The following is a 23,147-nucleotide window of genomic DNA, read 5'->3' on the forward strand; positions in this document are numbered from 1 at the left end:
AACCGGATTAACAGTTGCTGAGTTTTTCTAAGTCTTCCGGTCTGTCAATATCAGTCAAAACCGTTAAATTAGCAACCGCTATGTTAAGATGATGACAGATAGAAATAGTTTGTTTCCAGACTAATTCGGTTCCCCAATTCACTCCCTCAAATATTTCGGGGATAAACCTTGATAGTCCGATTAAATAATATCCGCCGTCCGTCGCGGGTCCTAGGACTATATCAAACTGCTGGAGTAGCTGGAAGGCTTGACTAAGTATATGGGAAGTTATGGCTGGACAGTCGGTTCCGATCATCACTACCGGGGTATATTTACGGTTAAATGCTGACTGGAATGCTTCCGACATTCTCTCGCCTAAATCTCCTCCTACTTGAGGATTATAACACAGATCATGCCCTAGCCAATCTTGCATTTTAACTAGGGTAGTTCCTGTGAATTTAATTTCTGTGGAAATTGGACGCAATTCCTGGAGTTTTTCCACTGTGGCGATCGCCTTTTCGGTCATTTGGCGATGTAGTTTCGCAGCGCCTTCAATACCCAGCGCCGGAATTAGTCGCGTTTTGGTTTGAGCGGGTTCTGGGTAACGGGTGAAAACAATTAAATGTTCCATAATTTGACAATTCTACCAGGTCATATAATCACGGTTACAATAGGCTAGGTTTCCCCCAATATAGGTAGCATCAATGCTGCGATCGTCCCCTAAAATCATCAGAGAAAATAGGATTTCGTTGAGTTTTTCCACTGATTCTATGCTATGCTGAGGGTGGCGGAATGCCATTAATGGTGTGGCTTGCCAATTTAATACAATAAAATCGGATTCTTTACCTACCTTAAAGTTGCCGATATATGAGTCTAAATGAATGGCTTTCGCACCACCTAGCGTGGCTAAATAAAAGGCTTGCAATGGCGACAGAGTTTGCTTTTGTAGTTGGGTGACTTTATAGGCGGCTGACATCGTTTTTAGCATGGAAAAACTGGTTCCCGCACCCACATCACTCCCTAAACCTACCGCTATTGGGTGCGCCGGTGATTTCGCCTCTTTCAGATTAAATAATCCACTACCAATGAACATATTGGAAGTTGGACAGAAGGCTATGGCTGAACCAGCTTCGGACAGACGTTTAAACTCGGAATTGCTTAGATAAATGCCATGGGCAAAAATTGAGCGATCGCCTACTAAACCCGCCTTTTCGTATACCTCCAAATAATCTTGACAATTAGGAAACAATTGGGAAACCGTCACTAATTCTTCTGGATTTTCTGATAAATGAGTATGAACATACACATCAGGAAATTCTCGTTTTAGTTGTCCGGCTACTTCCAACTGTTCTGGGGTCGAAGTTATCGCAAACCTTGGAGTAATTGTATAGCACAACCGACCGCGATTATGCCATTCTTTAATCAAATCTTTATTATTGTCATAGGCAGTTTCCGGGTTATCCAGCAGGGAGTTAGGCGCATTCCTATCCATCATCACCTGACCAGCGATCGCCCGAATATTACGACTTTGTGCCTCCTCAAAAAATACCCGAGTTGACTCTGGGAAAACCGTTGTCATTACCACCGCTGTAGTCGTGCCATTCCGCGCCAATTCATCAAAAAAGAACCCAGCCACCTCGCGGGCGTGTAATGGGTCTTTAAACCTTTGTTCACCCGGGAAAGCATATTTTTCTAACCACTGCAAAAGCTGTTCCCCATAGGAAGCAATAATCTCCGTTTGTGGATAGTGAACATGAGTATCAACAAATCCAGGTATAATCAATCTCTGGCTATAGTGGATAATCTCCACTTCTGGATAATCGGTTCGGATATTGTCATAGGAACCGAAAGCCTGAATTTTGCCATCATCAACAATTAATAAACCATCCTGAATATAGCGATAGCTATCCGTGGGAGACACCACAAACGCCTCATCAACAAAATCCAGAAAAGCGCCGCGAACTCCGTACATATTTACAACTCGTGGAAATCATAAATCACAATACCAGACTCCGGGTCATTGGTAATAGTAACATAACCCCTTTTGAACATATCATTTAAAACATTTTCCACCCGTTCAAAGTCCGCCCCAGTTGCCATTACTCCCTGAGTAACTGACAGTTTACCACCCCGCGCCGCCGCTGCCTGTAGTAATCTCATTCGCAGACGTTCCTGCAAGTCCCCAGTCACATTTAACGTCACCGGGTTACTGTGGGGAAGTGGGGAACCGTCCGGCGCAACTCCCAGCTTCGCCTGTGCTTTAGCATTACATTCCTCCACCATACTCGGAATCAAAAATACATCCACCAACTGGCCAACTCGGAACAGTCCCAAAGTACACATCCAAATTACACCCGTGACAATTTGGCCATTGTACAGGCGATGTAAACCACTGATGGGAGTAATCAAGCCGATCGCCCATAATATATAACTCGTGGTAATTTTTTTCACGATAACCTCCAAGTCCTGACATCAAGGGACTATAACCATGATCGCACATCTGAAATATCTTTGGTGCAGATCAGTGGGTGTAGCAATTCTTAACGGAATTGATTGTGCAGGCGACACCATTACTTGCTAGACTGGAATACGTTGCATATTAAACGCTTTTGATTGCAGCCCTCAACGGGTTGGTCATTTTAACTAAAGGGCGATGTACAGCCCATAGTAGCCCATCGCCCACACCAAGTCCCTGGCAATAATTAATAAAACACGAGCATTATGGTAGATTCCCTGAAAAAACCCACATTTGAGGAGATACGTCCTGGAGTTAAGGTTCCAGCTAAGGAAACCATCCTGACACCTCGTTTCTACACCACAGATTTTGAAGAGATGGAAAAAATGGACATCTCTGCTAATGAAGAGGAAATCAGGGCGATCTTGGAAGAGTTCCGCATTGACTACAATCGCCATCACTTTGTCCGTGACGAAGAATTTGAGCAGTCCTGGGACCACATTGATGGTGAAACTCGGAAAGTTTTTGTAGAATTTTTAGAGCGTTCCTGCACCGCCGAATTTTCTGGCTTCCTGCTTTATAAAGAACTCAGCCGTCGCCTTAAAGAAAAAAGCCCTGTATTGGCTGAGTGCTTCTTGCTCATGTCACGAGATGAAGCACGCCATGCCGGTTTCCTTAACAAAGCTCTATCCGATTTTAACTTATCTCTGGATCTGGGTTTTCTGACTAAAAGCCGTAAGTACACCTTCTTTAAACCCAAGTTTATCTTCTACGCTACCTATCTTTCTGAGAAGATTGGTTACTGGCGTTACATCAAAATCTATCGCCATTTAGAAGCTCATCCAGAAGACCGGATTTACCCGATTTTCCGTTTCTTTGAAAACTGGTGTCAGGATGAAAACCGCCACGGTGATTTCTTTGATGCCATGCTCAAGTCTCAACCTAGTCTGTTGAACGACTGGAAAGCTCGCCTATGGTGTCGCTTCTTCCTGCTGTCTGTATTCGCGACTATGTATCTAAACGACCTACAGCGTGCGGACTTCTATGCAGCTATTGGCTTGAATGCTCGCGATTATGACATCGAAGTAATCGAAAAAACTAACGAAACTGCTGGTCGGGTGTTCCCCATTGTCCTTAATGTCAATCACCCCAGTTTCTACCAACGTCTTGATCATTGTGTGAAGACTAATGAGAAACTAAGTGCGATCGCTAATTCTAACGCACCTGGTTTTGTCAAGTTCTTCCAAAAACTACCCCACTACATCTCTAATGGTTGGCAGTTCTTAAACCTGTATCTGCTCAAACCCATTAATGTAGAACCCACTCATGGTGTAGCTCGCTAATTGTCACTGACCCCCCCTCAATTATTTCTGAGGTGGGGGTCTCTCGACTGAATATCAAACACTTAAAAGCAATTACCACCCTATCGGTTATGGCGATCACCCACGTTATTTATGATCTTGACGGTATACTATTAGATACTGAACCTCTCCATGCCAAAGTCAATCAGGCGATCGCTAACCGTTATGGTAAAACCATTGATAGAACCCTACAATATCAACTTTGTGGTCGTAAGTCTAAAGACTCCGCCGCCTTAATTGTAGAAACCCTGCAATTACCCCTAACCGCCGAAGCATTTTTGCAGGAAAAAGACGCAATTATCTATCAATACTATCCCCAAGTTCCCCCCTTACCCGGAATAGTTCGGCTTACCCATCACCTCGCCAACCACAATATCCCCCAAGCCGTCGCCACCAGTTCTGCTACCAGACCCTTTACCGCCAAAACCCAACCCCATCAAGCCTGGTTTTCCCTATTCCGCTGTATTGTCAGAGGAGATGACCCGGAATTAACCAGAGGAAAACCCGCACCAGATATATTTTTAATTACTGCTAAACGACTAGGCGCTAAACCTGAAAATTGCCTAGTTTTTGAAGACTCCCTCGCTGGCGTAATGGCGGCGCGACAAGCGGGAATGTGTGTTGTGGCTATTCCACCGCCAGAAATGGACTACAGCGCCTATCAACAAGCTAATCAAGTCCTGACTTCCCTAGAAGATTTTAACCCAGAATATTGGCATCTTCCAGCTTTTAAACCCCATAATCATCCGGTTTCCCCCGCGAAAGTTTAGGTCATCAACTCCCAACAGCCGTGATCACCCCCATAACATAAGTTTAACTAATTCATACCGCCAGATGAATTTGATATTACAAAGATTATTAAGATTTGTTACAATTTTATTGCTAATAGCTCGCAAATAGTTGACGAGATTATAGGGGTTGTGATACACTCAAATAAATCGCACCCAAGGGGTTACTGTGTCTATATGCAAAAATACAGGCTACAACCCTGATTCTATGGCGCTTAAAGTTATTCTCTGAGGAAAAAATTAAGCTGGCGATGCACGAGTTTTTTAGGAAGATGGGACGGCCGATTTTACACCTATTGACAAAAACGCGATTATGTGCATAGCACCTTCACAGAGAGAGGGGGAGTTGATTAATTTTGTCGTTGGGAGGCGATCGCTCTTCGATCCTAGTTTTGGTGTTCAACCCCCAACAGCCATGCTCACCCCCAAAAACATAAATTTAACTAATTCATACCGCCAGATGAATTTGATATTACAAAGATTGTTAAGATTTGTTACAATTTTATTGCTAATGGCTCGCAAATAGTTGACGAGATTATAGGGGTTGTGATACACTCAAATAAATCGCACCCAAGGGGTTACTGTGTCTATATGCAAAAATACAGGCTACAACCCTGATTCTATGGCGCTTAAAGTTATTCTCTGAGGAAAAAATTAAGCTGGCGATGCACGAGTTTTTTAGGAAAATGGGACAGCCGATTTTACACCTATTGACAAAAACGCGATTATGTGCATAGCCGCTTTCCCCAGCCTCTCCCGGACGGAGAGGAAGTCAAAATAAGAGGGAGTTCATTGGTTAATAATTAACAAACTTAGTGAGGAGAACCGGACCGATTAGGTAGTGATGACTCAAACAAGACAAACCCGCAGTATTAGCCAACTGTTCCCTTTTTTTGCGGCTGTACCACCGCAACTTACCAGGAGAGACAGCAACCTCTCGATATTCAGTCCAATCATTAACCGTATAATCAGCCAGATAAAAAACTCCCCCTGGTCGCAAAACCCGTTTAATTTCTGCTAACACCAATTCAGGGTGAGGATAATGGAGAAAACTGATAGTACAAAAAACGGCATCAAAACTCGACTCAGGAAAAGGTAAAGCCTCAACATTCCCCTGTAGAAATTGTAGGCGATCGCCATAGATATTTTTATTTTTAGCCTCTTTAATCATTTGAGGAGATAAGTCAAACCCCGTCCCCTCAAGGTCAGGAAACTGTTTAGCCAAACGCTGTAGCAGTCGTCCTGTACCACAGCCAATATCAAGAATATTAGCCGAATTAGGAAACTCCGCAAACTCCAATAAACGCTTATGTACAGCCTGATAGAAAACCGTTGTTAGCAGGAAATCATAAAAAGGAGCCCAGCGGTCAAAAAACCATTGTTTATTCTGAAAAAAGCTGTCAGTCATAGATTAAAGATATCCCCCACATACAAAATAGTACCGTAGCGTCAGACCCAGCAGCTTTTTGGTCACAAGAAATACTGGCAACTCTGACGCACCGGAATATATCTCTCTAACCCATGTTATCGCAGGGCTATAAATCCCAGAATATCAATTAATTTTGAATCTGGTTAACATATCCCCAGAGACTATAATCACGACTGAGCCAACCATGAAAGAAAGCCATTTGACTAGGCTTTTCCTGAACTCGCTTATAACGATAAAGGATGCGCTCATTCACAATTTGGAGAGCGGTAAACTTATTGTTACCCTGTTCCATAGCCGCGCGAGTTTCAGCATCAAATACCCCCGTTTGTGGCAACCCCAAGGCTTGTTGTAAAAAAGTAATGGAATTATGAATGCCAAAATTAACGGCGGTGTCAAACATGACGATCGCTAAAGCCGGGTGCATTGCGGGAGCGCCGCTACCTCTCCAATAGCCATCATAAATTTCCAGCATTTCCGCATCAGACATTTGTAGCACATCCAAGGGAGGTAAACCCCTGCTGGCACGATAGGCATTATATTCAGTTTGGAGAATACCCCTATAGGTGCGGCCGCCAATATCTGCTGGATGGTCACTAAAGCCACCCTCAAAATAGAGAGTAAATCCCAAAGCGGCATCAAAAAGTCGCTGTTCGTAATCGCTTTTACTGCGGGTACGAGCCAAGGTTTCGTGACCAATCAGCGGAATAGAAATAGCCACCAATAACCCCAAACCGCCAGCAATCAGGCGAGACTTGAGATTCATATGCTTCAGCTTACCAGTTGCTTGTTGTACATTCATAGCTCTAACGAGTCCTTTGGTCTGGTGAGTTCACTCAACTAAGGATAGTAGCAAAGCTGACCAATCCCTGCCAGCCGTCTCCTACCCAGGCTCAGAGGGGAAATACAGAGAGCCGGAAGTAGATGTTATCGGGTCAATAGTACCATGCCTTGACGGTTCCGAGCATCTACGCGAAACTTAACATATAATGAACCTACTGCTTCAGGCATTGATAACTTTTGTCAAGTTCTCAGGGGTTTTTGTTCAACTGATTACCCCTGATGTCTGAACAGTGCAGTCAGAACCATCTGATTTAGCTGACAGCCTGCCTATATCAGAGATCTTCTCTGGTGTCGGTATTGTATTAGACCACTTTGTGCAGTCGATTTAAGCTATGGAAACCCTAGAGTTTATCATCCATCCCGACGGCCGAGTTCAGGAACGAGTCACCGGAATTGTTGGTGCTTCCTGTGCTGAGGTTACGGCGGCGATCGAAGCTGAGTTAGGGGTGGTATTAAATCAGGAGACAACTTCTGAATATTTCGCCCAAGGGAATCACCAGTCTCAGAATGCCACTGCTCAAGTGGGTTTGAGTAACTGGTAAATTCTATCTATAAGTGCGAGACGTTCAGGCATGAAATAGGGTTGCAATACCCGAAATAACCGCCTGGTGGGGACTTCAACCCCTTGGTTGAATATAAGGAGCGCACTCCTGACCATCCTCATAACTGTTTATATGTCCCAACGATTAGTATCCTACGATACAAATCAAGGCAGGGAACCCAAGGTCAAAACAAACTAACTCATACAAATTCCTTATAGGATGTCCAAAAATGGATAAGTAAAAGTTAGGAAATTAGGGTAACGGCGATAGCCACCCCCAGTTTTGGGAATCACAACCCCAGGATTGAAGCGGGGAACGGAAGGCTCCGAGGTGCAACCTAACACCAGAAACGAGACCACTGCCAACCATCCATGATTAGGGAAACCGAATGTCTGGCTTGAACCATCGTAAAGAGTAAGTAGCGAAATAGGTTGATACGCTGCGCTCAAAAGAGTAAGGGGAAAAGTAGGGGTTTTTTTTTACTACCTACACAGACCTTTAAAAGTACCCCGGTGGAGAGGACAAATCTAAAGATGGAATGCCCATATAAACGGAACGTTTTAAGTCCTCCTGGACTCTGATTATCTGGTCGAGATATCAGTAGGGATAAGTGTAACCGCAAGTCCTAGAGGATGTGAGATGTGACCAGAAGCCAACGCCCTGCTGTAATGGTAGGGATATGCTAACAGGTCACGGTTTGATTGTAAGAATAGAGTCTAATAAGAGTCAAAATGGCGATAGCGAGTTTAAAGAAAGGATTTGGTAAACCCAAACCAATCAAGACTACGAACAACGCATGGAAGGCAATCCCATGGACTAAGGTTCAACGGAAAGTTTTCAAGCTCCAAAAGAGTATATTTCAAGCAGCTAAATCGGGACAAGACGCAAAGGCACGAAGGTTGCAACGTCTATTGGTGAAATCGTATTATGCCCGGCTCTTAGCAGTGCGGCGAGTGACCCAAGATAATCAAGGCAAGAAAACAGCCGGGGTTGATGGAGTAAGAGCAATCTCTCCAAGACAAAGGTTAGAAATTGTCAAAAACATTAAGGGAAACCTCAAAGCAAAACCACTGCGAAGGGTGTGGATTCCAAAACCTGGTAGGGATGAAAAACGCCCACTAGGCATACCCACAATCCAAGATAGAGCAAGGCAAGCTTTGGTTAAGTCGGCCCTCGAACCTGAATGGGAATCGAGGTTTGAAGGCACAAGCTATGGGTTCCGACCCGGACGGTCAGCACAAGATGCAATAAGTAGAATATATACTGCCATAAATCAAGGACAATACTATGTTCTTGATGCTGATATAGCAAAATGCTTTGACCGAATAAACCATGATTACCTATTGTCCAAAATTCATTGTCCAAGCAGCTTGAAGAGAGACCTGAAACAATGGCTCAAAGCTGGCGTGCTAGATAACGGTGTATTTGAGGATACAGAAGCAGGGACACCCCAAGGAGGAGTAATAAGTCCACTACTAGCCAACATCGCACTGGATGGAATAGAAAGGTTAGTCAAAGAAATGTATCCAAATAAAGGCAGCACCAATCAGGTAAACCTTATAAGATATGCCGATGATTTTGTGGTCATCTCCAAAGACCTAGGAATCATTGAACAGTGCATGACTGCTATTTCTATATGGCTAAAACCTGTAGGACTAGAGATTAGACCTGAAAAAACCCGAATATGTCACACACTCAATCCTATTGAGTATAATGGCAAGATTGAGGAACCTGGGTTTGATTTTCTAGGATTCAATATCAGGCAATATCCCGTAGGAAAGTATAAATCTGGGAAAACAGGGGGGCCTAAGAGTCGATTAATCGGACATAAAACCCACATAAAACCCAGCAACAAAGCAGTTAAAGCCCACACAGAAGTGATTAAAGGTGTGATTAAACAACATAGAACAGCACCTCAATCAGCCTTGATTAGTAGACTAAATCCAATTATTCGGGGATGGTCAAATTATTACTCAGCGGTAGTCTCAACAGAGACCTTCAATAAGCTAGACAAAACAATCTGGCAAATGTTAAAGGCATGGACAGTATCAAGATGCGGAAAGGCAAATCACGAAAAGCTAAGTAATTATTTCAGACATGGAACAATTAAACTTAGCAATGGGAAAGAAAGACACGAAAATTGGCTATTCCAAACCAAAGATGGGTTACATCTATTCAAACATAACTGGACTCCAATTGTCAGACATACCCTAATACGCCCCGACGCAACACCATACGACGGAAATTGGACTTACTGGGCAACCAGGAAAGGACAAGCAATCGACACGCCAATTAGGGTAGCAAAACTACTCAAAAAACAAAAAGGTAGATGTACCTGGTGTGGGCAATTCTTTACCCCATCAGACTTAATTGAAATAGACCACATTGTACCTAGAAGCCAAGGCGGAAAGGATGACTACAAGAATCTTCAATTATTACACCGCCATTGTCACGACGATAAAACAGCTCTTGATGAAGAGATGATGCTGTACTCTTAACAAGGAGACGGTCAAACTAGGAGCCGTATGAGGTGAAAGTCTCATGTACGGTTTTGTATGGGAGGGGGAGATGGCGACATCTCTCTCGACCCCTACTCCGTTCAAGCAATTCATTCACAATTTACCAACTATGTCACACTTTAGCCAAATCAAAACCCAAATTCGGAATCTCACCTCTTTAAAAGCTGCTTTGACTGATTTAGGTATTGACTGGAAGCCAGGACCCCGTGAGGTTCGAGGTTATCGTGGTCAAACTATGGCGGCGGAAGTGGTTATCAAACAAGAGAATGGTTATGATATCGGCTTCGCTTGGAATGGTCAGGAATATGAACTGGTGGCAGATTTGCAATTTTGGCAACAAGCTACCCCGGTTGATCATTTCCTGAGAAAAGTTACTCAACGTTATGCTTTCCACACTGTGGTTAGCGCGAGTAGCGCCCAAGGTTTCCAAGTTTCCGAACAGCACAATAATCAAGATGGCTCGATCCGCTTAGTTGTTCAACGCTGGAGTGCTTAATGTCTCAATTGTCTGCATCATCACAACAGTCTCACTCAGAACGTTCGGGGTTAGAACCGGAATTGGGTGGGTTTTTGCGGGATGCACCTGAGCGTTCTGGTTTTGAGCCAGAGTTGGGGGGTACACTCCGCCAAAAAGGGGTTTATGTTGATGAACCTACTTGTATTGGCTGTAAGCATTGCGCTCATGTGGCTAGAAACACATTCTATATTGAGCCAGACCATGGCCGATCGCGAGTGTTTCGCCAGGATGGAGATTCCGAAGATGTCATTCAAGAGGCGATCGATACTTGTCCGGTTGATTGCATTCACTGGGTTGACTATACCGAACTCAAAGTCCTTGAACAAGAACGTCAAAATCAGGTGATCGCTAGGGTTGGTTTTCCGGCTGAGGCGGCGATCGCCCCCCGGAAACGTAAACAGTCCCGAAGGTAAACTACAATCAAACTAGGGGTAATTCCTATATTATCCCCTCATCCCTAGATTATTACAAGTTAAGCAAAAGTGAGAATATCTTGCTTTTGCTTTTTTGTCGGCTGCATATACCTAAAACATCCCAAATAGGTGCGATCGCTCTCTTCGCTCTCTCTTTAGCCACATCACTATACCAATCCATTCTACCAATTCCTATCACTGTTGACAACAGAGCAGATACTCCCTCAATACCGGACACACCTTAAACAACAGCCGATTTTCTCGAATTTTCGTAACTATATATCGCTGCTGTAAGGACTGTAACCCGTTAATTAAGTCCATTGATGATAACTGTAAACTCTCCGTTAAATCTTCTCTAGTTAAAGGTTTATCTAACTGGCTCAACTCTAAGATAAGTTGCTGTTCTATGGGTGAGAGTCGCTCAAATAGCTGCTGAAAACCAAACTGCATTTCTGGGGTGATTATCAAGCTATTCTCGGCCAAAAAATCAGCGACATGACCATCAAAAATGTTGTGGATGATAAAAGCAATCTGTTTCAAATAACCAGGATTTCCCTGATATAATTGGATTAACTTTAACCAATTATCCTCATCCTTCAGCAGTCCTCCTCCCATATTTCTCAGGATTTCTACATCCTCTAAACCGGATAACTCTAAAGATTTTATCGGATATAATTGCTCATCTAAACACTCCATCTCTCGACATTTCTCTCGACTGATTAATATAACATTACTCTGATGTTCTAAGTCGGCGATCGCCCGGAAAAAGTTTTGATAATCTTGATAGTCTCTTTCGTATTGTCCGACTAATGCGCCTCTCGTAAACAGATTTTGTACATCGTCCAGGATGATTAAACAGTGCTTTTCCGTCAAGAAACCTAATAGTTGTTTAAGGCGATCGCTCACAGTTACTTTTGGTTCTTCTTCGCTAACTTTCAATAAATCATTAACTAGCGATGTCAACGATTCGGGAAATTTTAAGTCCCTCCAAATTATTACTTCAAATCTATCTAAGTGCTTATCTACAAATCTTTTAACTAGAGTCGTTTTTCCAATCCCAGATACTCCTAACACCGCAATCAAACGACTCTTTCCCTTATTCAATAACCACTCTTCCAGCCTCTTTAATTCCGTTTCTCGGTTAGAAAAACAAATAATTTTAGGCGCTAAACTTAAATCGATTTTCTGGAATATATCATCATGTATTTGCTCCCTATTTGAGGGCTGACCAGGATATGAATAAAATTGTAAATTATGACTACTTTCTATGCTATTAATATTAATGAATTGTGATGAGTTAAATTCTAACCGTTCAAAGGTTGAGCGAAAGTTATTTTTTTTTATATCCTCACCTAATGCTTCAGATAATATTTGCCATAATTTATAACCAATATCTCTAACATGACGCTCACTCAAGTGACATGAATCAGCGATTTTATCATAGGTTTTACCTTCCCATACTCCCTTAATCACAGTTTGCTGAGAGTCGTCTAAGTGCTTTTCTGTTTGCTGAAACACTAGATGATCTGCCAATTGTAAAACTTTTGTTACATCCATTTAACTTAAACAGGCTAATCGATTTAATCATTATACCTTAGTTGATGCTCGTCATTTTGCGTCATTTTGCGTCATTGAGTTAATATTTATTCACAAAACTTCCGTCATAATCTGATTTTTAAGTATAGCCAAATACCTAAAGTTTGTGGCATTGTCGTAATTGAGCAAAGTGGAGATTTAACAATGTCAACAAAAGCACTTCATTCACGCCGTTATTTTATCCTGGGTTTAAGCAGTACATCTCTAGTATTGTTGCTGGCAGCCTGTAGTCATGTTTCCGAAAGTGAGCAGCTACGAGCAAAAAGTATTCTTAACAAAAAAATGCCTAATTTTGAAAGTCAAGCTAGAACAGCAATTAAAAATAAAAACCCTAAAGTTATAGGAAGATGGCGTTACAAATTTTCTCGAGACAAAAATACCAACGAAATTTTAATTCAGTATGGTATTCATGGGATAAACTGGCTCCAATTTCTGATTTCTATTATTGTTTCAATTATTACATTAGGGATATTTGAACCAGGATATCAGACCGGATCTTATGTAACAGTTGCGGTGAATTTACAAACGGAAAATGTTCGCTTTGTTTCCAGGTAATTAAGGAATAGTGGGCAGTTTTGAATTAATTACTAAATTACTCACCCGACAAGCATAGCGCTATTTTGAGCTAAACAATTATCTCAACTTAAGCCTTTACCTATCAGTGACTATCATTATAAATAAATGTTAAACCTTTAACAGTAGTAACACATTGAGCTAATTTTTGGGTTGAACATAAAAATGATAAAGAGTTTGTCAGGTATGCTAAAAAACTCTTCTTGTAGCCATACTTAAAATCCACCAACCTTAACAAGTATAATCACCAGATGAAATAGCGATCGCCTCCCTCAAAATTAACCCCAGAATTAACCCCAGAATTAACCTCACCCGAAGCGATCGCAATTATGAAGGAACCTTAATCAACCCTGTTCAGACAAAGCCTTTAATAACATATCGCCCATTTCCCGACAGCCTACCGCCTTCATACCCTCAGACATAATATCCCCCGTGCGGTATCCCCAATCAAGAACCTGTAACACCGCCGAATCAAGGCGATCGCTTGCTGCCGGTTCGTCCAAACCATAACGCAACATCATAGCAGCACTCAATACCTGAGCCAACGGGTTCGCCTTATCCTGTCCCGCGATATCTGGAGCCGAACCGTGTACAGGCTCAAACACCCCAGGACCAGAAGCACCCAAACTCGCCGAAGGTAGCATCCCAATACTTCCCGTTAGCATAGCCGCCGCGTCTGAGAGGATATCCCCAAACAAATTACCAGTCACAATAGTATCAAACTGTTTCGGCCAGCGCACCAATTGCATAGCCGCGTTATCCACATATAAATGAGACAATTCCACCTCTGGATAGTCCGCCGCCAGCGCCGTAATGCGATCGCGCCATAACTGAGAAACATCAAGAACATTAGCCTTATCCACCGAACACAGGCGACCCTGGCGTTTTTTCGCCGTTTCAAACCCCACCCGTCCAATCCGGTCTATTTCCGATTCTCCATAGGCCATCGTATTGACCCCCCGTTTTTCCCCCGTCTCCGTCTCAAAAATACCCCTGGGTTGACCGAAATAAATACCCCCCGTCAACTCTCGCACCACCATAATATCTACCCCTTCCACAACTTCCCGCTTCAGAGATGACGCATCAATCAAGTGAGGCAAAATAGTAGCCGGACGCAGGTTAGCAAATAGCCCCAAACCTGCTCTCAGTGCCAAAAGTCCCGTTTCTGGGCGTTGGTGACGCGGTAAATTATCCCACTTGTAGCCGCCGATCGCCGCCAACAACACCGCATCACTATCGCGACAAGCCTGTAATGATTCCTCTGGTAGCGGTTCTCCCGTAGCATCAATAGCCACTCCCCCCATGAGCGCTTCTTTAAATTCAAAACTTAGGTCTAATTGTTTACCAACAGCCTTGAGGACATCCACCGCCACCGCCATAATTTCGGGGCCGATGCCATCACCTGACAGAAGGGTAATGCGGTAGTTTTGGGTCATTTTGATATCGTTTCATATATTGTAGTGCAACCTTATATCATAACAGAAAATTTGATAATTTCATTTGATACTTCCAATAAAGGGGTATGATGAATCTAAGGCGTATTTGGTTCGGGTTATGGAATATTCTAAAATTTTGGTGGCCATTGATAGGTCATCCCAAAGTAAGCTCGTGTTCCAAAAAGCATTTCACCTCGCTAAAGTAGAACAGGCAGAACTGAAGATTTTTCATTGTGTGGGACTGTCTCCTCTGGCTTTTGGTTCTGCTGGGGATATTTATGGACAGGGTTTGGGACGGGCGGCGCAGGTGCAACAAGAACTAATGGCTAAGGAAGTTGAGGAGGTCAAAAATTGGCTACAAACTTTTTTAGATCAGTGTGAACATGAGGGGATTCGGGCTACATCTGAGTATAAAATTGGTGAGGCAGGTTATTGGATTAGAGAAGTGTCTTTATCCTGGAATGCTGATTTAGTCGTCATGGGAAGAAGGGGGCGCTCCGAACTGGCTGAACTGTTTCTTGGTAGTGTTAGTAATCATGTCATCCATCATCTCAGATGTTCGGTTTTAATAGTTCAGAACCCTTAATAAAAAAATAAACATTTGGGGGGCGATCGCCTTTTTAATGATTAGGATATCTCCCCTTCATCAATTATCCTATTACTCCCCCTAGGGTGAAAAAAGACACTTATCATTATACAATAAATTCTCAGGTAATCCCCAAGTGGTCGCCTCAATGCTAAAATTAAGCCACTGAATCTTACACATAACAAACACGCTTTCAATGACTTCATTACAGCAACCTCGCTCGCATCAGAAAGCCAAAGCCCTTAAACCAGGAAGCCGTCGCCCCGCTAAAGCCCTCTGTAGCGAATGCGGTCTTTGTGATACCTACTATATCCACTATGTCAAGGAAGCCTGTGCTTTTCTTAACGAACAGATCGCTAACCTCGAAGAACAAGCCCACGGGAGATCCCGTAATTTAGACAACTCAGATGACCTGTATTTTGGCGTACATCAGGATATGATGGCCGCCCGCAAAAAAGAACCTATACCAGGGGCACAGTGGACAGGCATTGTCAGCACGATCGCCTGTGAGATGCTTAACCAAGGTATAGTCGAAGGGGTGGTTTGTGTCCAAAATACTAAAGAGGATCGCTTTGGACCTATGCCAGTCCTCGCCCGGACCCCGGAGGAAGTTCTCGCCGCCAGGGTCAACAAGCCTACCCTCTCCCCTAACTTATCAGTTTTGGAAGAAGTAGAGCGATCGGGCATGAAAAAATTACTCGTTATCGGTGTAGGATGTCAGATCCAAGCCCTGCGCGCCGTTGAGAAACAAATGGGCTTAGAAAAACTCTATGTTCTCGGTACTCCCTGCGTTGACAATGTTACCCGCGCCGGTCTACAAAAGTTTTTGGAAACTACTAGCCGATCGCCGGAAACTGTTGTCCATTATGAATTTATGCAGGATTTCCGCGTCCACTTTAAGCACGAAGATGGTTCCACCGAAACCGTCCCATTTTTTGGCTTGAAAACTAACCAACTGAAAGATATTTTTGCCCCCTCCTGTCTCAGTTGTTTTGATTATGTGAACTCTCTGGCTGATTTGGTGGTAGGATATATGGGGGCTCCTTTTGGCTGGCAATGGATCGTCGTTCGTAACGATCGCGGACAGGAAATGCTCGATCTGATTCAAGACCAACTAGACACTCAACCCGTATCTTCCAAAGGCGATCGCCACCAAGCCGTTCAACAGAGCATTCCCGCCTACGATAAAGCAGTCACCATACCCATGTGGGCCGCTAAAATGATGGGGGTAGTTATTGAACGCATTGGACCCAAAGGCTTAGAATATGCTCGCTTTTCCATCGACTCTCACTACACCCGCAACTATCTCTATGTAAAACGCAATTACCCAGAAAAACTAGATAATCACGTCCCCGATTTTGCTAAACGGATTGTAGCACAGTACAAACTACCAGACTAAAAAAAAGACCCCCGTAAGGGCTGACTGGGGCAGGGGATAATTAGCCATAAAAAAACTGGCTAATTTTGTCAAAATCCCTGTCTCAGTTCTCGAAATATGTCATTTTTTCAGGAGAAAATCACGCAAATCTCTGTTATGCCAGTCGGAAAGCCAATACTGGAACAATTAAGACCAGCAAAACTGACCAAGGTGCATAAACCAGACTGATCAATAAACAGACAAATGCAGTCCCCCTCGCTCCAACTTTAACAACCTCCTCAGAAGTCTGAAAACTCAAGTAAATCGCCAAGCAAGCGACGGAAAAAGCCACCAAAGAAGGTACAAACATTGTACTTACTCCCTTCAACCAACTGTCAAAATGTGGCGCGTTCCTTCGGGCATGGGTCCCTACTTCCGTCTTCCTCAGAACGTTAAGCAATAACTGGACAAACAGACAGTTAAGTTAACGGGTGGGGGAGATGAACGTTTTGTATATTTTATCAATTATAACACAATTCATAATATGTCAATAACCTTTATTTAAATGGGGGTCAAGATTTCCTGACGGTTCCCTGTCCCCGGCCCAGAAAAATTTAGGGGCGGGTGCGCGCTGTATTGTGTAATAAACAGCTAGAGCAACCCCGCCCACTTAACCCTTGCCACAAGGCAGTTTTAGCTAGGTTTAGCGTTTAACCAACTTTTTACTCACCTTACGCAGACGCACGGACTCAGGAGTAACCTCCACCAACTCATCAGGGCCGATATATTCTAAGGCACGTTCTAAACTCATATCCATAGGAGTCTGTAATTGTACCAATTCATCCCCAGTAGCAGAACGGTGGTTAGTTAACTGCTTAGTTTTGCAGACATTTAACTCCAGGTCTTGGGGTCGGTTGTGTTCCCCAACAATCATACCTTTATAAACCTTAGTTCCTGGGGTAATGAAAAACACACCCCTATCCTCAGCATTTTTCAGGGCGTAGAAAGTGCTAACCCCCTCTTCAAAAGAAATTAACACCCCATTGCGTCGCGCTTCAATATCTCCACTCATGGGACGATATTCTAGGAAGCTATGGTTCATAATCCCTTCACCACGGGTCATCCGCATAAATTCCCCCCGGAAACCTACTAAACCACGGGCGGGAACTACAAATTCCAATTGGCCGCGACCATTAACCCCCATACGCATATCCTGCATTTCGGCGCGGCGCTGACCCAAACGTTCCATACAACTCCCTACAGCCTCTTCTGGAACATCTAAAACCAGATATTCAAAGGGTTCGCAGGGTTGACCGCTAACTTCTCGGTAAATTACCTGGGGTTGGGATACTTGGAACTCGTAACCCTCCCGGCGCATATTTTCAATTAAAATACCTAGATGGAGTTCCCCACGACCGGAAACCATGAATTTATCAGGGGAGTCGGTTTCTTCAACCCGCAGGGCGACGTTAGTTTCTAATTCTCGCATTAAGCGATCGCGCAATTGTCGAGAAGTCACATAAGTACCTTCCTGACCTGCAAACGGGGAATCATTCACCGAGAAAGCCATTTGCAAGGTCGGTTCATCAACCCGGATTAAAGGTAAAGCCTGGGGTTCATTAGGACAGGTAATCGTTTCCCCAATATTTGCATCACTGAAACCAGCCACAGCTACTAGGTTTCCGGCGCTAGAGGATTCTAAATCAATCCGGCTCAGGCCTTCAAATCCCATTAACTTGGTGATTTTGCTACGGACTACCTCGCCATTTTCCTTAACTAAAGCAGCCTGTTGTCCGGCTCTAATCACCCCATTATGGATTTTACCAATCACGATACGGCCGACATATTCGGAATAGTCTAGGGTGGTAACTTGCAGTTGTAGGGGCTTTTCTGGGTCGCCTACAGGTGGTGGTACATGGTCGATAATATACTCAAACAGGGGTTTCATATCTACCCCTTCCTCTTCCAAGTCCTGTTTGGCGTATCCTGCTAAACCTGATGCAAACAGATAGGGAAATTCGCACTGATCATCATCTGCCCCTAGTTCCAAGAATAGGTCGAGAACTTTATCAACTGCGCCATAGGGTTCGGCACGGGGGCGATCGATTTTGTTAATCACCACAATGGGGCGGAGTCCCTTTTCTAGCGCCTTTTTCAGGACAAAGCGCGTTTGAGGCATCGGGCCTTCGTTAGCATCGACAATCAGTATACAGCCATCAACCATACCTAGCACCCGTTCCACTTCTCCGCCAAAGTCGGCGTGGCCGGGGGTATCGACAATATTAATTAGTGTTTCTCCGTAGCGAACGGCGGTATTTTTAGAGAGAATCGTAATTCCCCTTTCCCGTTCAATATCATTGGAGTCCATAATACAGTCCGGGACATCTTCCCCTTCCCGGAAAATACCGGACTGTTTGAGAAGAGCATCTACTAATGTGGTTTTGCCGTGATCGACGTGAGCGATAATAGCAACGTTGCGAATGGGAAGAGACATACTTGATCAGTTGGGATAACAGAGATTATCTGGAAATGCAAAAATTTCACATCTCTTAATAATTTTAACCTATCTGGCCGAAACTCACAAAAAAACCTTTCCTTTCCCCCTCTCCCCCTCTCCCCCTCTCCCCCTCTCCCCAGAGGGCGGGTTTATTCATCTTCGCGCCCCTAGTGAAGACATTAGACAGGTTGAGAGAGAGGGCGGGTTTATTCATCTTCTCCCCCCTAGTGAAGAAATTAGACAGGTTGAGAGAGAGGGCGGGTTTATTCATCTTCGCGCCCCTAGTGAAGACATTAGACAGGTTGAGAGAGAGGACGGGTTTATTTATCTTCGCGCCCCTAGTGGAGGAATTAGACAGGTTGAGAGAGAGGGCGGGCGGGTTTATTCATCTTCGCGCCCCTAGTGGAGGAATTAGACAGGTTGAGAGAGAGGGCGGGCGGGTTTATTCATTTTCTCGCCCCTAGTGGAGGAATTAGACAGGTTGAGAGAGAGGGCGGGCGGGTTTATTCATCTTCGCGCCCCTAGTGGAGGAATTAGACAGGTTGAGAGAGAGGGCGGGCGGGTTTATTCATCTTCGCGCCCCTAGTGGAGGAATTAGACAGGTTTGGAGGGCGGGTTTATTCATCTTCGCGCCCCTAGTGGAGGAATTAGACAGGTTTGGAGGGCGGGTTTATTCATCTTCGCGCCCCTAGTGAAGACATTCGCCGAACCCGCCCCTACATGATATTGCCCTCTCCCAGAGGTAGACAGAGAAGGATTTACATTCCCTATTAATTAACTCATTTCTAACATCCGCTGAATAGGTCGCAATGCCGCCTCTATGGTAGATTGGGGTAAGGTGATTTCTGGCTGTCTATTTTTCATAGATAAATAGAGTTTTTCGAGGGTGTTTAGCCTCATGTGGGGACACTCATTGCAGGCGCAACTGTTCATGGGGGGCGCGGCAATAAACTGTTTGGCGGGAGCCTCTTTTTTCATTTGGTGAATAATTCCGGGTTCTGTAACTACAATAAAAGTGGAATTTGCACTTTCTTTGACGTACTTTAATAAAGCAGTGGTAGAACCGATATAATTAGCATGACGTAAAACTGGGGGTTCACATTCGGGGTGAGCAATAATTTCCGCGCCGGGATATTCAATCTGTAGCTGCACAATTTTCTTTTCGGAGAAATTCTCATGCACCATGCAAGCCCCCTCCCATAATAGCATTTCTCGTTGAGTTTCTGCCATGACATAGCGCCCTAAGTTGCGATCGGGTGCAAAAATAATTGGCTGATCTGCGGGAATTTGGCTAACTATTTTGACGGCATTAGCACTGGTGCAGATGATATCACTCATCGCCTTAATGTCGGCAGTGCAATTAATATAAGATACCACTAAATGGTCAGGATGGGCAGCTTTGAAGGCAGCGAAAGCATGGGGAGGACAACTATCAGCTAGAGAACATCCGGCATTAAGATCGGGGAGTAAAACCTGTTTTTCTGGATTGAGAATTTTAGCGGTTTCTGCCATGAAGTGAACCCCGGCAAATACAATAACATCTGCATGGGTTTCGGCAGCTTGGCGCGACAGTCCTAGGGAGTCGCCAATATAGTCGGCGATGTCCTGAATATCGGGGTCTTGGTAATAGTGGGCCAGCACGATCGCATTTAGGTCTTTCTTTAAAGTGGCGATCGCCTCAAACAAGTCCTCTGGCTTCTCATATTGGGTCGGTTGTCGGTCTAAAGTCGCTGCAAACATCAGTTGACCTCTGGTTTGTGATTCTCTAATTCCTAATTATAGTTGAATTCACCAAAAATAGTAAAGCCAGAAATCTCAACCTGGGGTCGCAACAACTTATCCTAGAAAAAAACGTACTATCAGATACAATGAGCCCATCACCGGAATTAACTATCAAAATTGCCCTAATTGGAGATATCCACGACCAATGGGAACCAGAAGATGAGATAGCCTTAAAACAGTTGGGGGTAGACTTAGCCCTATTTGTAGGTGATTTTGGTAATGAAGCCCTAGAGGTGGTTAAGGCGATCGCTCAGTTAGATTTACCCAAGGCGGTAGTGTTTGGAAACCATGACGCTTGGTATAGCATGACCGAGTGGGGTCGCCAAAAATGCCCTTACGATCGCACCCGGGAAGACCGGGTGCAAACCCAAATTGATCTGCTGGGACCCGCCCACGTGGGCTATGGAAAACGAGATTTTCCTGAGTTAGGATTAACGGTTGTCGGTACTCGGCCCTTTAGTTGGGGAGGGCCACAATGGACTAATCAAGAATTTTATCAAACCCGCTTTGGTGTCAACAGCAACCAAGAATCAAGCGATCGCATTTTAGCCCAAGTTAAAAACGCCGCCTATGACCAGATTATTTTTTTGGGACATAACGGCCCTAGTGGTTTAGGAGACACCCCAGAATCACCCTGTGGTAAAGACTGGAAACCCATTGGCGGTGACTATGGCGACCCCGACTTTGCCGAAGCTATTACCCAAACCCGCAATTACGGAAAAACTATCCCCCTAGTCGGTTTTGGTCATATGCACCACACCCTCCGCCATACTAAAGCCTATCTGCGGAAATCCCTAGCTGTCGATGAACATCAGACTATATATCTTAATGCTGCCAGTGTCCCACGCATTCAAGGCACAGGATCTGATAAATATAGACATTTTGCGATCGCTATACTGAAACAGGGTCAAATTCGGGAAGCCTCCCATATTTGGGTCAACTCTCAAGGTCAGATCATCCAACAACAACATCTATACCCATAGACCACAAAAACGAACCGCCCCCTTTTCTCACAGACCCACACCGACTTAGGGCGCGTTGTCCATAGAAATGGCGGCGGTTATAAATTCTTAGCCTGATTCCTAGCCTAGAATAGTTACATTTTAGCCATCAACTGATTCTCTACTCCAACCTAGTCATAGACTCCGGTATTGAGGCGGAAATCTCCTTCCTGTAGAATCGGCTCTACCGGAGTGATGGTAAACTCACCGATATAGCGTTCTATAATCTCTTTCTGGGCATCGGTTAACCCCGGAATTTCTAATACTTCCTGCACTGAATCATAGGGCGCTGCGTCAATGATCATTTTGGCCAATGTGGGAAACATTCCCGGATATTGACGGAATTCTCGGATTGAGCTATTATTCAAATCCAGTTTTTTCCCAAATTCAGTGCCCAGCTTTGCATCAGCTTTGTTTCTGCGGTTAACTTCCGCCAAAACTGGTGCTGGCAGACTTGGTAATTGAACAAAACTCAAATCCGCTGCCCATGCAGACTGAGGGGCACTCCATCCTAGCAAACCTACCAACAAGCCTACTAACGCTAATACCTGACCCAATCGTTTCATTAAATCTCTTCTCCCATTTGTTCTAAACTACATAGACAGAATCCACAAAATCTGTATTACGAATCCTGCAATATTGTTGAATATACCCCAACACCGGACATTTGCCGGAAAATAATTCGGAATTGTCGATCATGGATCGTTCCACCCCTTCCCCTCTCAATTGTCAATTCCTGCACAATTTGATATTCCTCAACCCGCCACCATTAGGCAATAGCCAATCTCCGGGAATTATTAATTGTTAATTGTCCTCGGAATTATGTTAAGTTTTGTAACAAGCCCCCTCGTCACAAGTAGGGGGGTGGGGGTTGCTTTCTGAGTTTATTTATGCTATTATGCTAAATGATGGGAGTATTGACATAATTTTATTGATGGCACAGATTACAATTATGTAATATATGTCAATATTGTATCAAGATTCGGGGCGACCTGTCAACCCTTCCCATAAATAAAGTTCAGCGATTAGCATAATAATCTAAAGCATAATCCCTAAAACGTTCCAAATCCTTAGCAATAGTAGACTCAACGACACCCCCCAAAAAAAGATTATCCATAATCTTACCTAACAGACCGGGAATAGCATAAGACACGGAGAGGCGGACAATACTACTACCATGGCGATCGTAAAAACGGATAGCGCCTCGGTTAGGCAACCCATCGACTGATTCCCATTGGATAATCTGATGTGGAATCTCTTTAAGAATGCGAGAAAGCCAGCTAAATTCAAAGTTACCACTAGCCAACTTCCACTTAGAAAGTTCTGGGTTTTCTTCCAATATATTCACGGACTCAATCCACTTCATCCACCGTGGCATTTGTTCTAAATCCGACCATAAATCCCATGCGATATCAATGGGAACATTAACTTCTATTTGCACGCTATGTTCTAACCAATCAGCCATTTGAGTTACTT

General features: G+C 44.0%; 23 protein-coding genes and 1 riboswitch. Of the genes, 10 read left to right on the forward strand and 13 right to left on the reverse strand.

Annotated features, from left to right (window positions below; all coding sequences use genetic code 11):
• Window positions 1-7 precede the first annotated feature (7 nt).
• From N39L_RS05075 to N39L_RS05085, 3 genes are read right to left on the reverse strand one after another with little or no spacing between them, the layout of a single operon-like run.
• On the reverse strand, window positions 8-610 hold the full coding sequence (locus N39L_RS05075) for a TIGR04282 family arsenosugar biosynthesis glycosyltransferase (protein WP_014274496.1): 603 nt from the start codon (window positions 608-610) through the stop codon (window positions 8-10).
• Between the two features lie 12 nt (window positions 611-622).
• Window positions 623-1,951, reverse strand: coding sequence for a guanine deaminase (guaD, locus tag N39L_RS05080; RefSeq protein ID WP_014274497.1), 1,329 nt, complete (start codon window positions 1,949-1,951; stop codon window positions 623-625).
• A gap of 2 nt (window positions 1,952-1,953) precedes the next feature.
• Window positions 1,954-2,430, reverse strand: a complete 477-nt coding sequence (locus N39L_RS05085) for an NINE protein (RefSeq protein ID WP_006617351.1) — start codon at window positions 2,428-2,430, stop codon at window positions 1,954-1,956.
• 270 nt (window positions 2,431-2,700) lie between these two features.
• Between N39L_RS05085 and acsF the strand changes: the two genes are divergently transcribed.
• Window positions 2,701-3,777 (forward strand): magnesium-protoporphyrin IX monomethyl ester (oxidative) cyclase, encoded by a 1,077-nt coding sequence (gene acsF, locus N39L_RS05090; protein WP_014274498.1) that lies wholly within the window; start codon window positions 2,701-2,703, stop codon window positions 3,775-3,777.
• A gap of 89 nt (window positions 3,778-3,866) precedes the next feature.
• Entirely contained in the window at window positions 3,867-4,565 is a 699-nt protein-coding gene (locus tag N39L_RS05095; protein WP_035736314.1) for an HAD-IA family hydrolase, read from the forward strand.
• Between the two features lie 814 nt (window positions 4,566-5,379).
• Here N39L_RS05095 and N39L_RS05100 read toward each other — a convergent pair.
• Together N39L_RS05100 and N39L_RS05105 are read right to left on the reverse strand one after the other, a co-directional pair.
• Window positions 5,380-5,991, reverse strand: coding sequence for a class I SAM-dependent methyltransferase (locus tag N39L_RS05100; RefSeq protein WP_006617666.1), 612 nt, complete (start codon window positions 5,989-5,991; stop codon window positions 5,380-5,382).
• Window positions 5,992-6,139: 148 nt separating this feature from the next.
• Complete coding sequence (locus tag N39L_RS05105) at window positions 6,140-6,811, reverse strand: glycoside hydrolase family 108 protein (RefSeq protein ID WP_035736316.1); 672 nt, start codon at window positions 6,809-6,811, stop codon at window positions 6,140-6,142.
• A 373-nt stretch (window positions 6,812-7,184) separates the two neighbouring features.
• On the opposite strand from N39L_RS05105, the gene N39L_RS05110 reads away from it, so the two are divergent.
• The 4 genes from N39L_RS05110 to N39L_RS05125 all read left to right on the forward strand — a co-directional run bounded on the left by N39L_RS05110 (window position 7,185) and on the right by N39L_RS05125 (window position 10,843).
• Window positions 7,185-7,394: a DUF2997 domain-containing protein gene (locus N39L_RS05110; protein WP_006617668.1), complete on the forward strand. Its 210-nt coding sequence runs from the start codon at window positions 7,185-7,187 to the stop codon at window positions 7,392-7,394.
• Between the two features lie 731 nt (window positions 7,395-8,125).
• Window positions 8,126-9,892: a group II intron reverse transcriptase/maturase gene (gene ltrA / locus N39L_RS05115; protein WP_014274168.1), complete on the forward strand. Its 1,767-nt coding sequence runs from the start codon at window positions 8,126-8,128 to the stop codon at window positions 9,890-9,892.
• Window positions 9,893-10,022: 130 nt separating this feature from the next.
• On the forward strand, window positions 10,023-10,409 hold the full coding sequence (locus tag N39L_RS05120; RefSeq protein ID WP_006617669.1) for a DUF1257 domain-containing protein: 387 nt from the start codon (window positions 10,023-10,025) through the stop codon (window positions 10,407-10,409).
• A complete protein-coding gene (locus N39L_RS05125) occupies window positions 10,409-10,843 on the forward strand; it encodes a ferredoxin (protein ID WP_006617670.1) in 435 nt (144 codons plus the stop codon). Before N39L_RS05120 ends, N39L_RS05125 begins: the two co-directional genes overlap by 1 nt.
• Window positions 10,844-11,038: 195 nt before the next feature.
• On the opposite strand, the gene N39L_RS05130 is transcribed toward N39L_RS05125, so the two are convergent.
• On the reverse strand, window positions 11,039-12,400 hold the full coding sequence (locus N39L_RS05130) for a helix-turn-helix domain-containing protein (protein WP_006617671.1): 1,362 nt from the start codon (window positions 12,398-12,400) through the stop codon (window positions 11,039-11,041).
• 183 nt (window positions 12,401-12,583) lie between these two features.
• Here N39L_RS05130 and N39L_RS05135 point away from each other — a divergent pair, with 183 nt between their 5' ends.
• The gene (locus tag N39L_RS05135) at window positions 12,584-12,994 is read left to right on the forward strand and encodes a hypothetical protein (protein ID WP_006617672.1); all 411 of its coding nucleotides are present in this window, start codon (window positions 12,584-12,586) and stop codon (window positions 12,992-12,994) included.
• Window positions 12,995-13,356: 362 nt separating this feature from the next.
• On the opposite strand, the gene leuB is transcribed toward N39L_RS05135, so the two are convergent.
• Window positions 13,357-14,448 carry a 3-isopropylmalate dehydrogenase gene (leuB, locus tag N39L_RS05140; RefSeq protein WP_006617673.1) on the reverse strand — a complete coding sequence of 364 codons (1,092 nt, stop codon included), beginning with the start codon at window positions 14,446-14,448 and terminating at the stop codon, window positions 13,357-13,359.
• Between the two features lie 118 nt (window positions 14,449-14,566).
• Here leuB and N39L_RS05145 point away from each other — a divergent pair, with 118 nt between their 5' ends.
• Together N39L_RS05145 and N39L_RS05150 are read left to right on the forward strand one after the other, a co-directional pair.
• A complete protein-coding gene (locus N39L_RS05145; RefSeq protein WP_006617674.1) occupies window positions 14,567-15,034 on the forward strand; it encodes a universal stress protein in 468 nt (155 codons plus the stop codon).
• A 196-nt stretch (window positions 15,035-15,230) separates the two neighbouring features.
• Entirely contained in the window at window positions 15,231-16,433 is a 1,203-nt protein-coding gene (locus tag N39L_RS05150; protein WP_006617675.1) for a Coenzyme F420 hydrogenase/dehydrogenase, beta subunit C-terminal domain, read from the forward strand.
• A gap of 133 nt (window positions 16,434-16,566) precedes the next feature.
• Here N39L_RS05150 and N39L_RS05155 read toward each other — a convergent pair whose 3' ends face one another.
• The 4 genes from N39L_RS05155 to nadA form a co-directional block, all read right to left on the reverse strand.
• Entirely contained in the window at window positions 16,567-16,761 is a 195-nt protein-coding gene (locus tag N39L_RS05155; protein ID WP_006617676.1) for a hypothetical protein, read from the reverse strand.
• A gap of 34 nt (window positions 16,762-16,795) precedes the next feature.
• Window positions 16,796-16,900, reverse strand: a riboswitch (Glutamine riboswitch).
• A gap of 194 nt (window positions 16,901-17,094) precedes the next feature.
• On the reverse strand, window positions 17,095-18,885 hold the full coding sequence (gene typA, locus N39L_RS05160) for a translational GTPase TypA (RefSeq protein WP_006617677.1): 1,791 nt from the start codon (window positions 18,883-18,885) through the stop codon (window positions 17,095-17,097).
• A 64-nt stretch (window positions 18,886-18,949) separates the two neighbouring features.
• On the reverse strand, window positions 18,950-19,159 hold the full coding sequence (locus tag N39L_RS05165; RefSeq protein WP_035736319.1) for a hypothetical protein: 210 nt from the start codon (window positions 19,157-19,159) through the stop codon (window positions 18,950-18,952).
• A gap of 503 nt (window positions 19,160-19,662) precedes the next feature.
• Window positions 19,663-20,628 (reverse strand): quinolinate synthase NadA, encoded by a 966-nt coding sequence (gene nadA, locus N39L_RS05170; RefSeq protein WP_014274501.1) that lies wholly within the window; start codon window positions 20,626-20,628, stop codon window positions 19,663-19,665.
• A 128-nt stretch (window positions 20,629-20,756) separates the two neighbouring features.
• Here nadA and N39L_RS05175 point away from each other — a divergent pair, with 128 nt between their 5' ends.
• Entirely contained in the window at window positions 20,757-21,653 is an 897-nt protein-coding gene (locus N39L_RS05175; protein ID WP_014274502.1) for a TIGR04168 family protein, read from the forward strand.
• A gap of 149 nt (window positions 21,654-21,802) precedes the next feature.
• On the opposite strand, the gene psbU is transcribed toward N39L_RS05175, so the two are convergent.
• Both psbU and N39L_RS05185 read right to left on the reverse strand, forming a co-directional pair.
• Window positions 21,803-22,237, reverse strand: a complete 435-nt coding sequence (psbU, locus tag N39L_RS05180; protein WP_014274503.1) for a photosystem II complex extrinsic protein PsbU — start codon at window positions 22,235-22,237, stop codon at window positions 21,803-21,805.
• Between the two features lie 452 nt (window positions 22,238-22,689).
• Complete coding sequence (locus N39L_RS05185; RefSeq protein WP_006616920.1) at window positions 22,690-23,136, reverse strand: SRPBCC family protein; 447 nt, start codon at window positions 23,134-23,136, stop codon at window positions 22,690-22,692.
• Window positions 23,137-23,147: the final 11 nt, after the last annotated feature.

Source organism: Limnospira platensis NIES-39 (genome assembly GCF_026000695.1).
Lineage (GTDB): Bacteria > Cyanobacteriota > Cyanobacteriia > Cyanobacteriales > Microcoleaceae > Limnospira > Limnospira platensis.

What these genes read in the sequence shown, in the direction of transcription:
- N39L_RS05095 (WP_035736314.1), top strand. Translation starts at nt 3,867, where the DNA reads ATGGCGATCACCCACGTTATTTATGATCTTGACGGTATACTATTAGAT.
- N39L_RS05110 (WP_006617668.1), top strand. Translation starts at nt 7,185, where the DNA reads ATGGAAACCCTAGAGTTTATCATCCATCCCGACGGCCGAGTTCAGGAA.
- N39L_RS05145 (WP_006617674.1), top strand. Translation starts at nt 14,567, where the DNA reads ATGGAATATTCTAAAATTTTGGTGGCCATTGATAGGTCATCCCAAAGT.
- typA (WP_006617677.1), bottom strand. Translation starts at nt 18,885, where the DNA reads ATGTCTCTTCCCATTCGCAACGTTGCTATTATCGCTCACGTCGATCAC.
- N39L_RS05130 (WP_006617671.1), bottom strand. Translation starts at nt 12,400, where the DNA reads ATGGATGTAACAAAAGTTTTACAATTGGCAGATCATCTAGTGTTTCAG.
- N39L_RS05075 (WP_014274496.1), bottom strand. Translation starts at nt 610, where the DNA reads ATGGAACATTTAATTGTTTTCACCCGTTACCCAGAACCCGCTCAAACC.
- N39L_RS05150 (WP_006617675.1), top strand. Translation starts at nt 15,231, where the DNA reads ATGACTTCATTACAGCAACCTCGCTCGCATCAGAAAGCCAAAGCCCTT.
- nadA (WP_014274501.1), bottom strand. Translation starts at nt 20,628, where the DNA reads ATGTTTGCAGCGACTTTAGACCGACAACCGACCCAATATGAGAAGCCA.
- N39L_RS05175 (WP_014274502.1), top strand. Translation starts at nt 20,757, where the DNA reads ATGAGCCCATCACCGGAATTAACTATCAAAATTGCCCTAATTGGAGAT.
- psbU (WP_014274503.1), bottom strand. Translation starts at nt 22,237, where the DNA reads ATGAAACGATTGGGTCAGGTATTAGCGTTAGTAGGCTTGTTGGTAGGT.
- N39L_RS05125 (WP_006617670.1), top strand. Translation starts at nt 10,409, where the DNA reads ATGTCTCAATTGTCTGCATCATCACAACAGTCTCACTCAGAACGTTCG.
- N39L_RS05155 (WP_006617676.1), bottom strand. Translation starts at nt 16,761, where the DNA reads ATGTTTGTACCTTCTTTGGTGGCTTTTTCCGTCGCTTGCTTGGCGATT.
- N39L_RS05120 (WP_006617669.1), top strand. Translation starts at nt 10,023, where the DNA reads ATGTCACACTTTAGCCAAATCAAAACCCAAATTCGGAATCTCACCTCT.
- N39L_RS05105 (WP_035736316.1), bottom strand. Translation starts at nt 6,811, where the DNA reads ATGAATGTACAACAAGCAACTGGTAAGCTGAAGCATATGAATCTCAAG.
- N39L_RS05185 (WP_006616920.1), bottom strand. Translation starts at nt 23,136, where the DNA reads ATGGCTGATTGGTTAGAACATAGCGTGCAAATAGAAGTTAATGTTCCC.
- leuB (WP_006617673.1), bottom strand. Translation starts at nt 14,448, where the DNA reads ATGACCCAAAACTACCGCATTACCCTTCTGTCAGGTGATGGCATCGGC.
- guaD (WP_014274497.1), bottom strand. Translation starts at nt 1,951, where the DNA reads ATGTACGGAGTTCGCGGCGCTTTTCTGGATTTTGTTGATGAGGCGTTT.
- acsF (WP_014274498.1), top strand. Translation starts at nt 2,701, where the DNA reads ATGGTAGATTCCCTGAAAAAACCCACATTTGAGGAGATACGTCCTGGA.
- N39L_RS05100 (WP_006617666.1), bottom strand. Translation starts at nt 5,991, where the DNA reads ATGACTGACAGCTTTTTTCAGAATAAACAATGGTTTTTTGACCGCTGG.
- ltrA (WP_014274168.1), top strand. Translation starts at nt 8,126, where the DNA reads ATGGCGATAGCGAGTTTAAAGAAAGGATTTGGTAAACCCAAACCAATC.
- N39L_RS05135 (WP_006617672.1), top strand. Translation starts at nt 12,584, where the DNA reads ATGTCAACAAAAGCACTTCATTCACGCCGTTATTTTATCCTGGGTTTA.
- N39L_RS05165 (WP_035736319.1), bottom strand. Translation starts at nt 19,159, where the DNA reads ATGAATAAACCCGCCCTCTCTCTCAACCTGTCTAATTTCTTCACTAGG.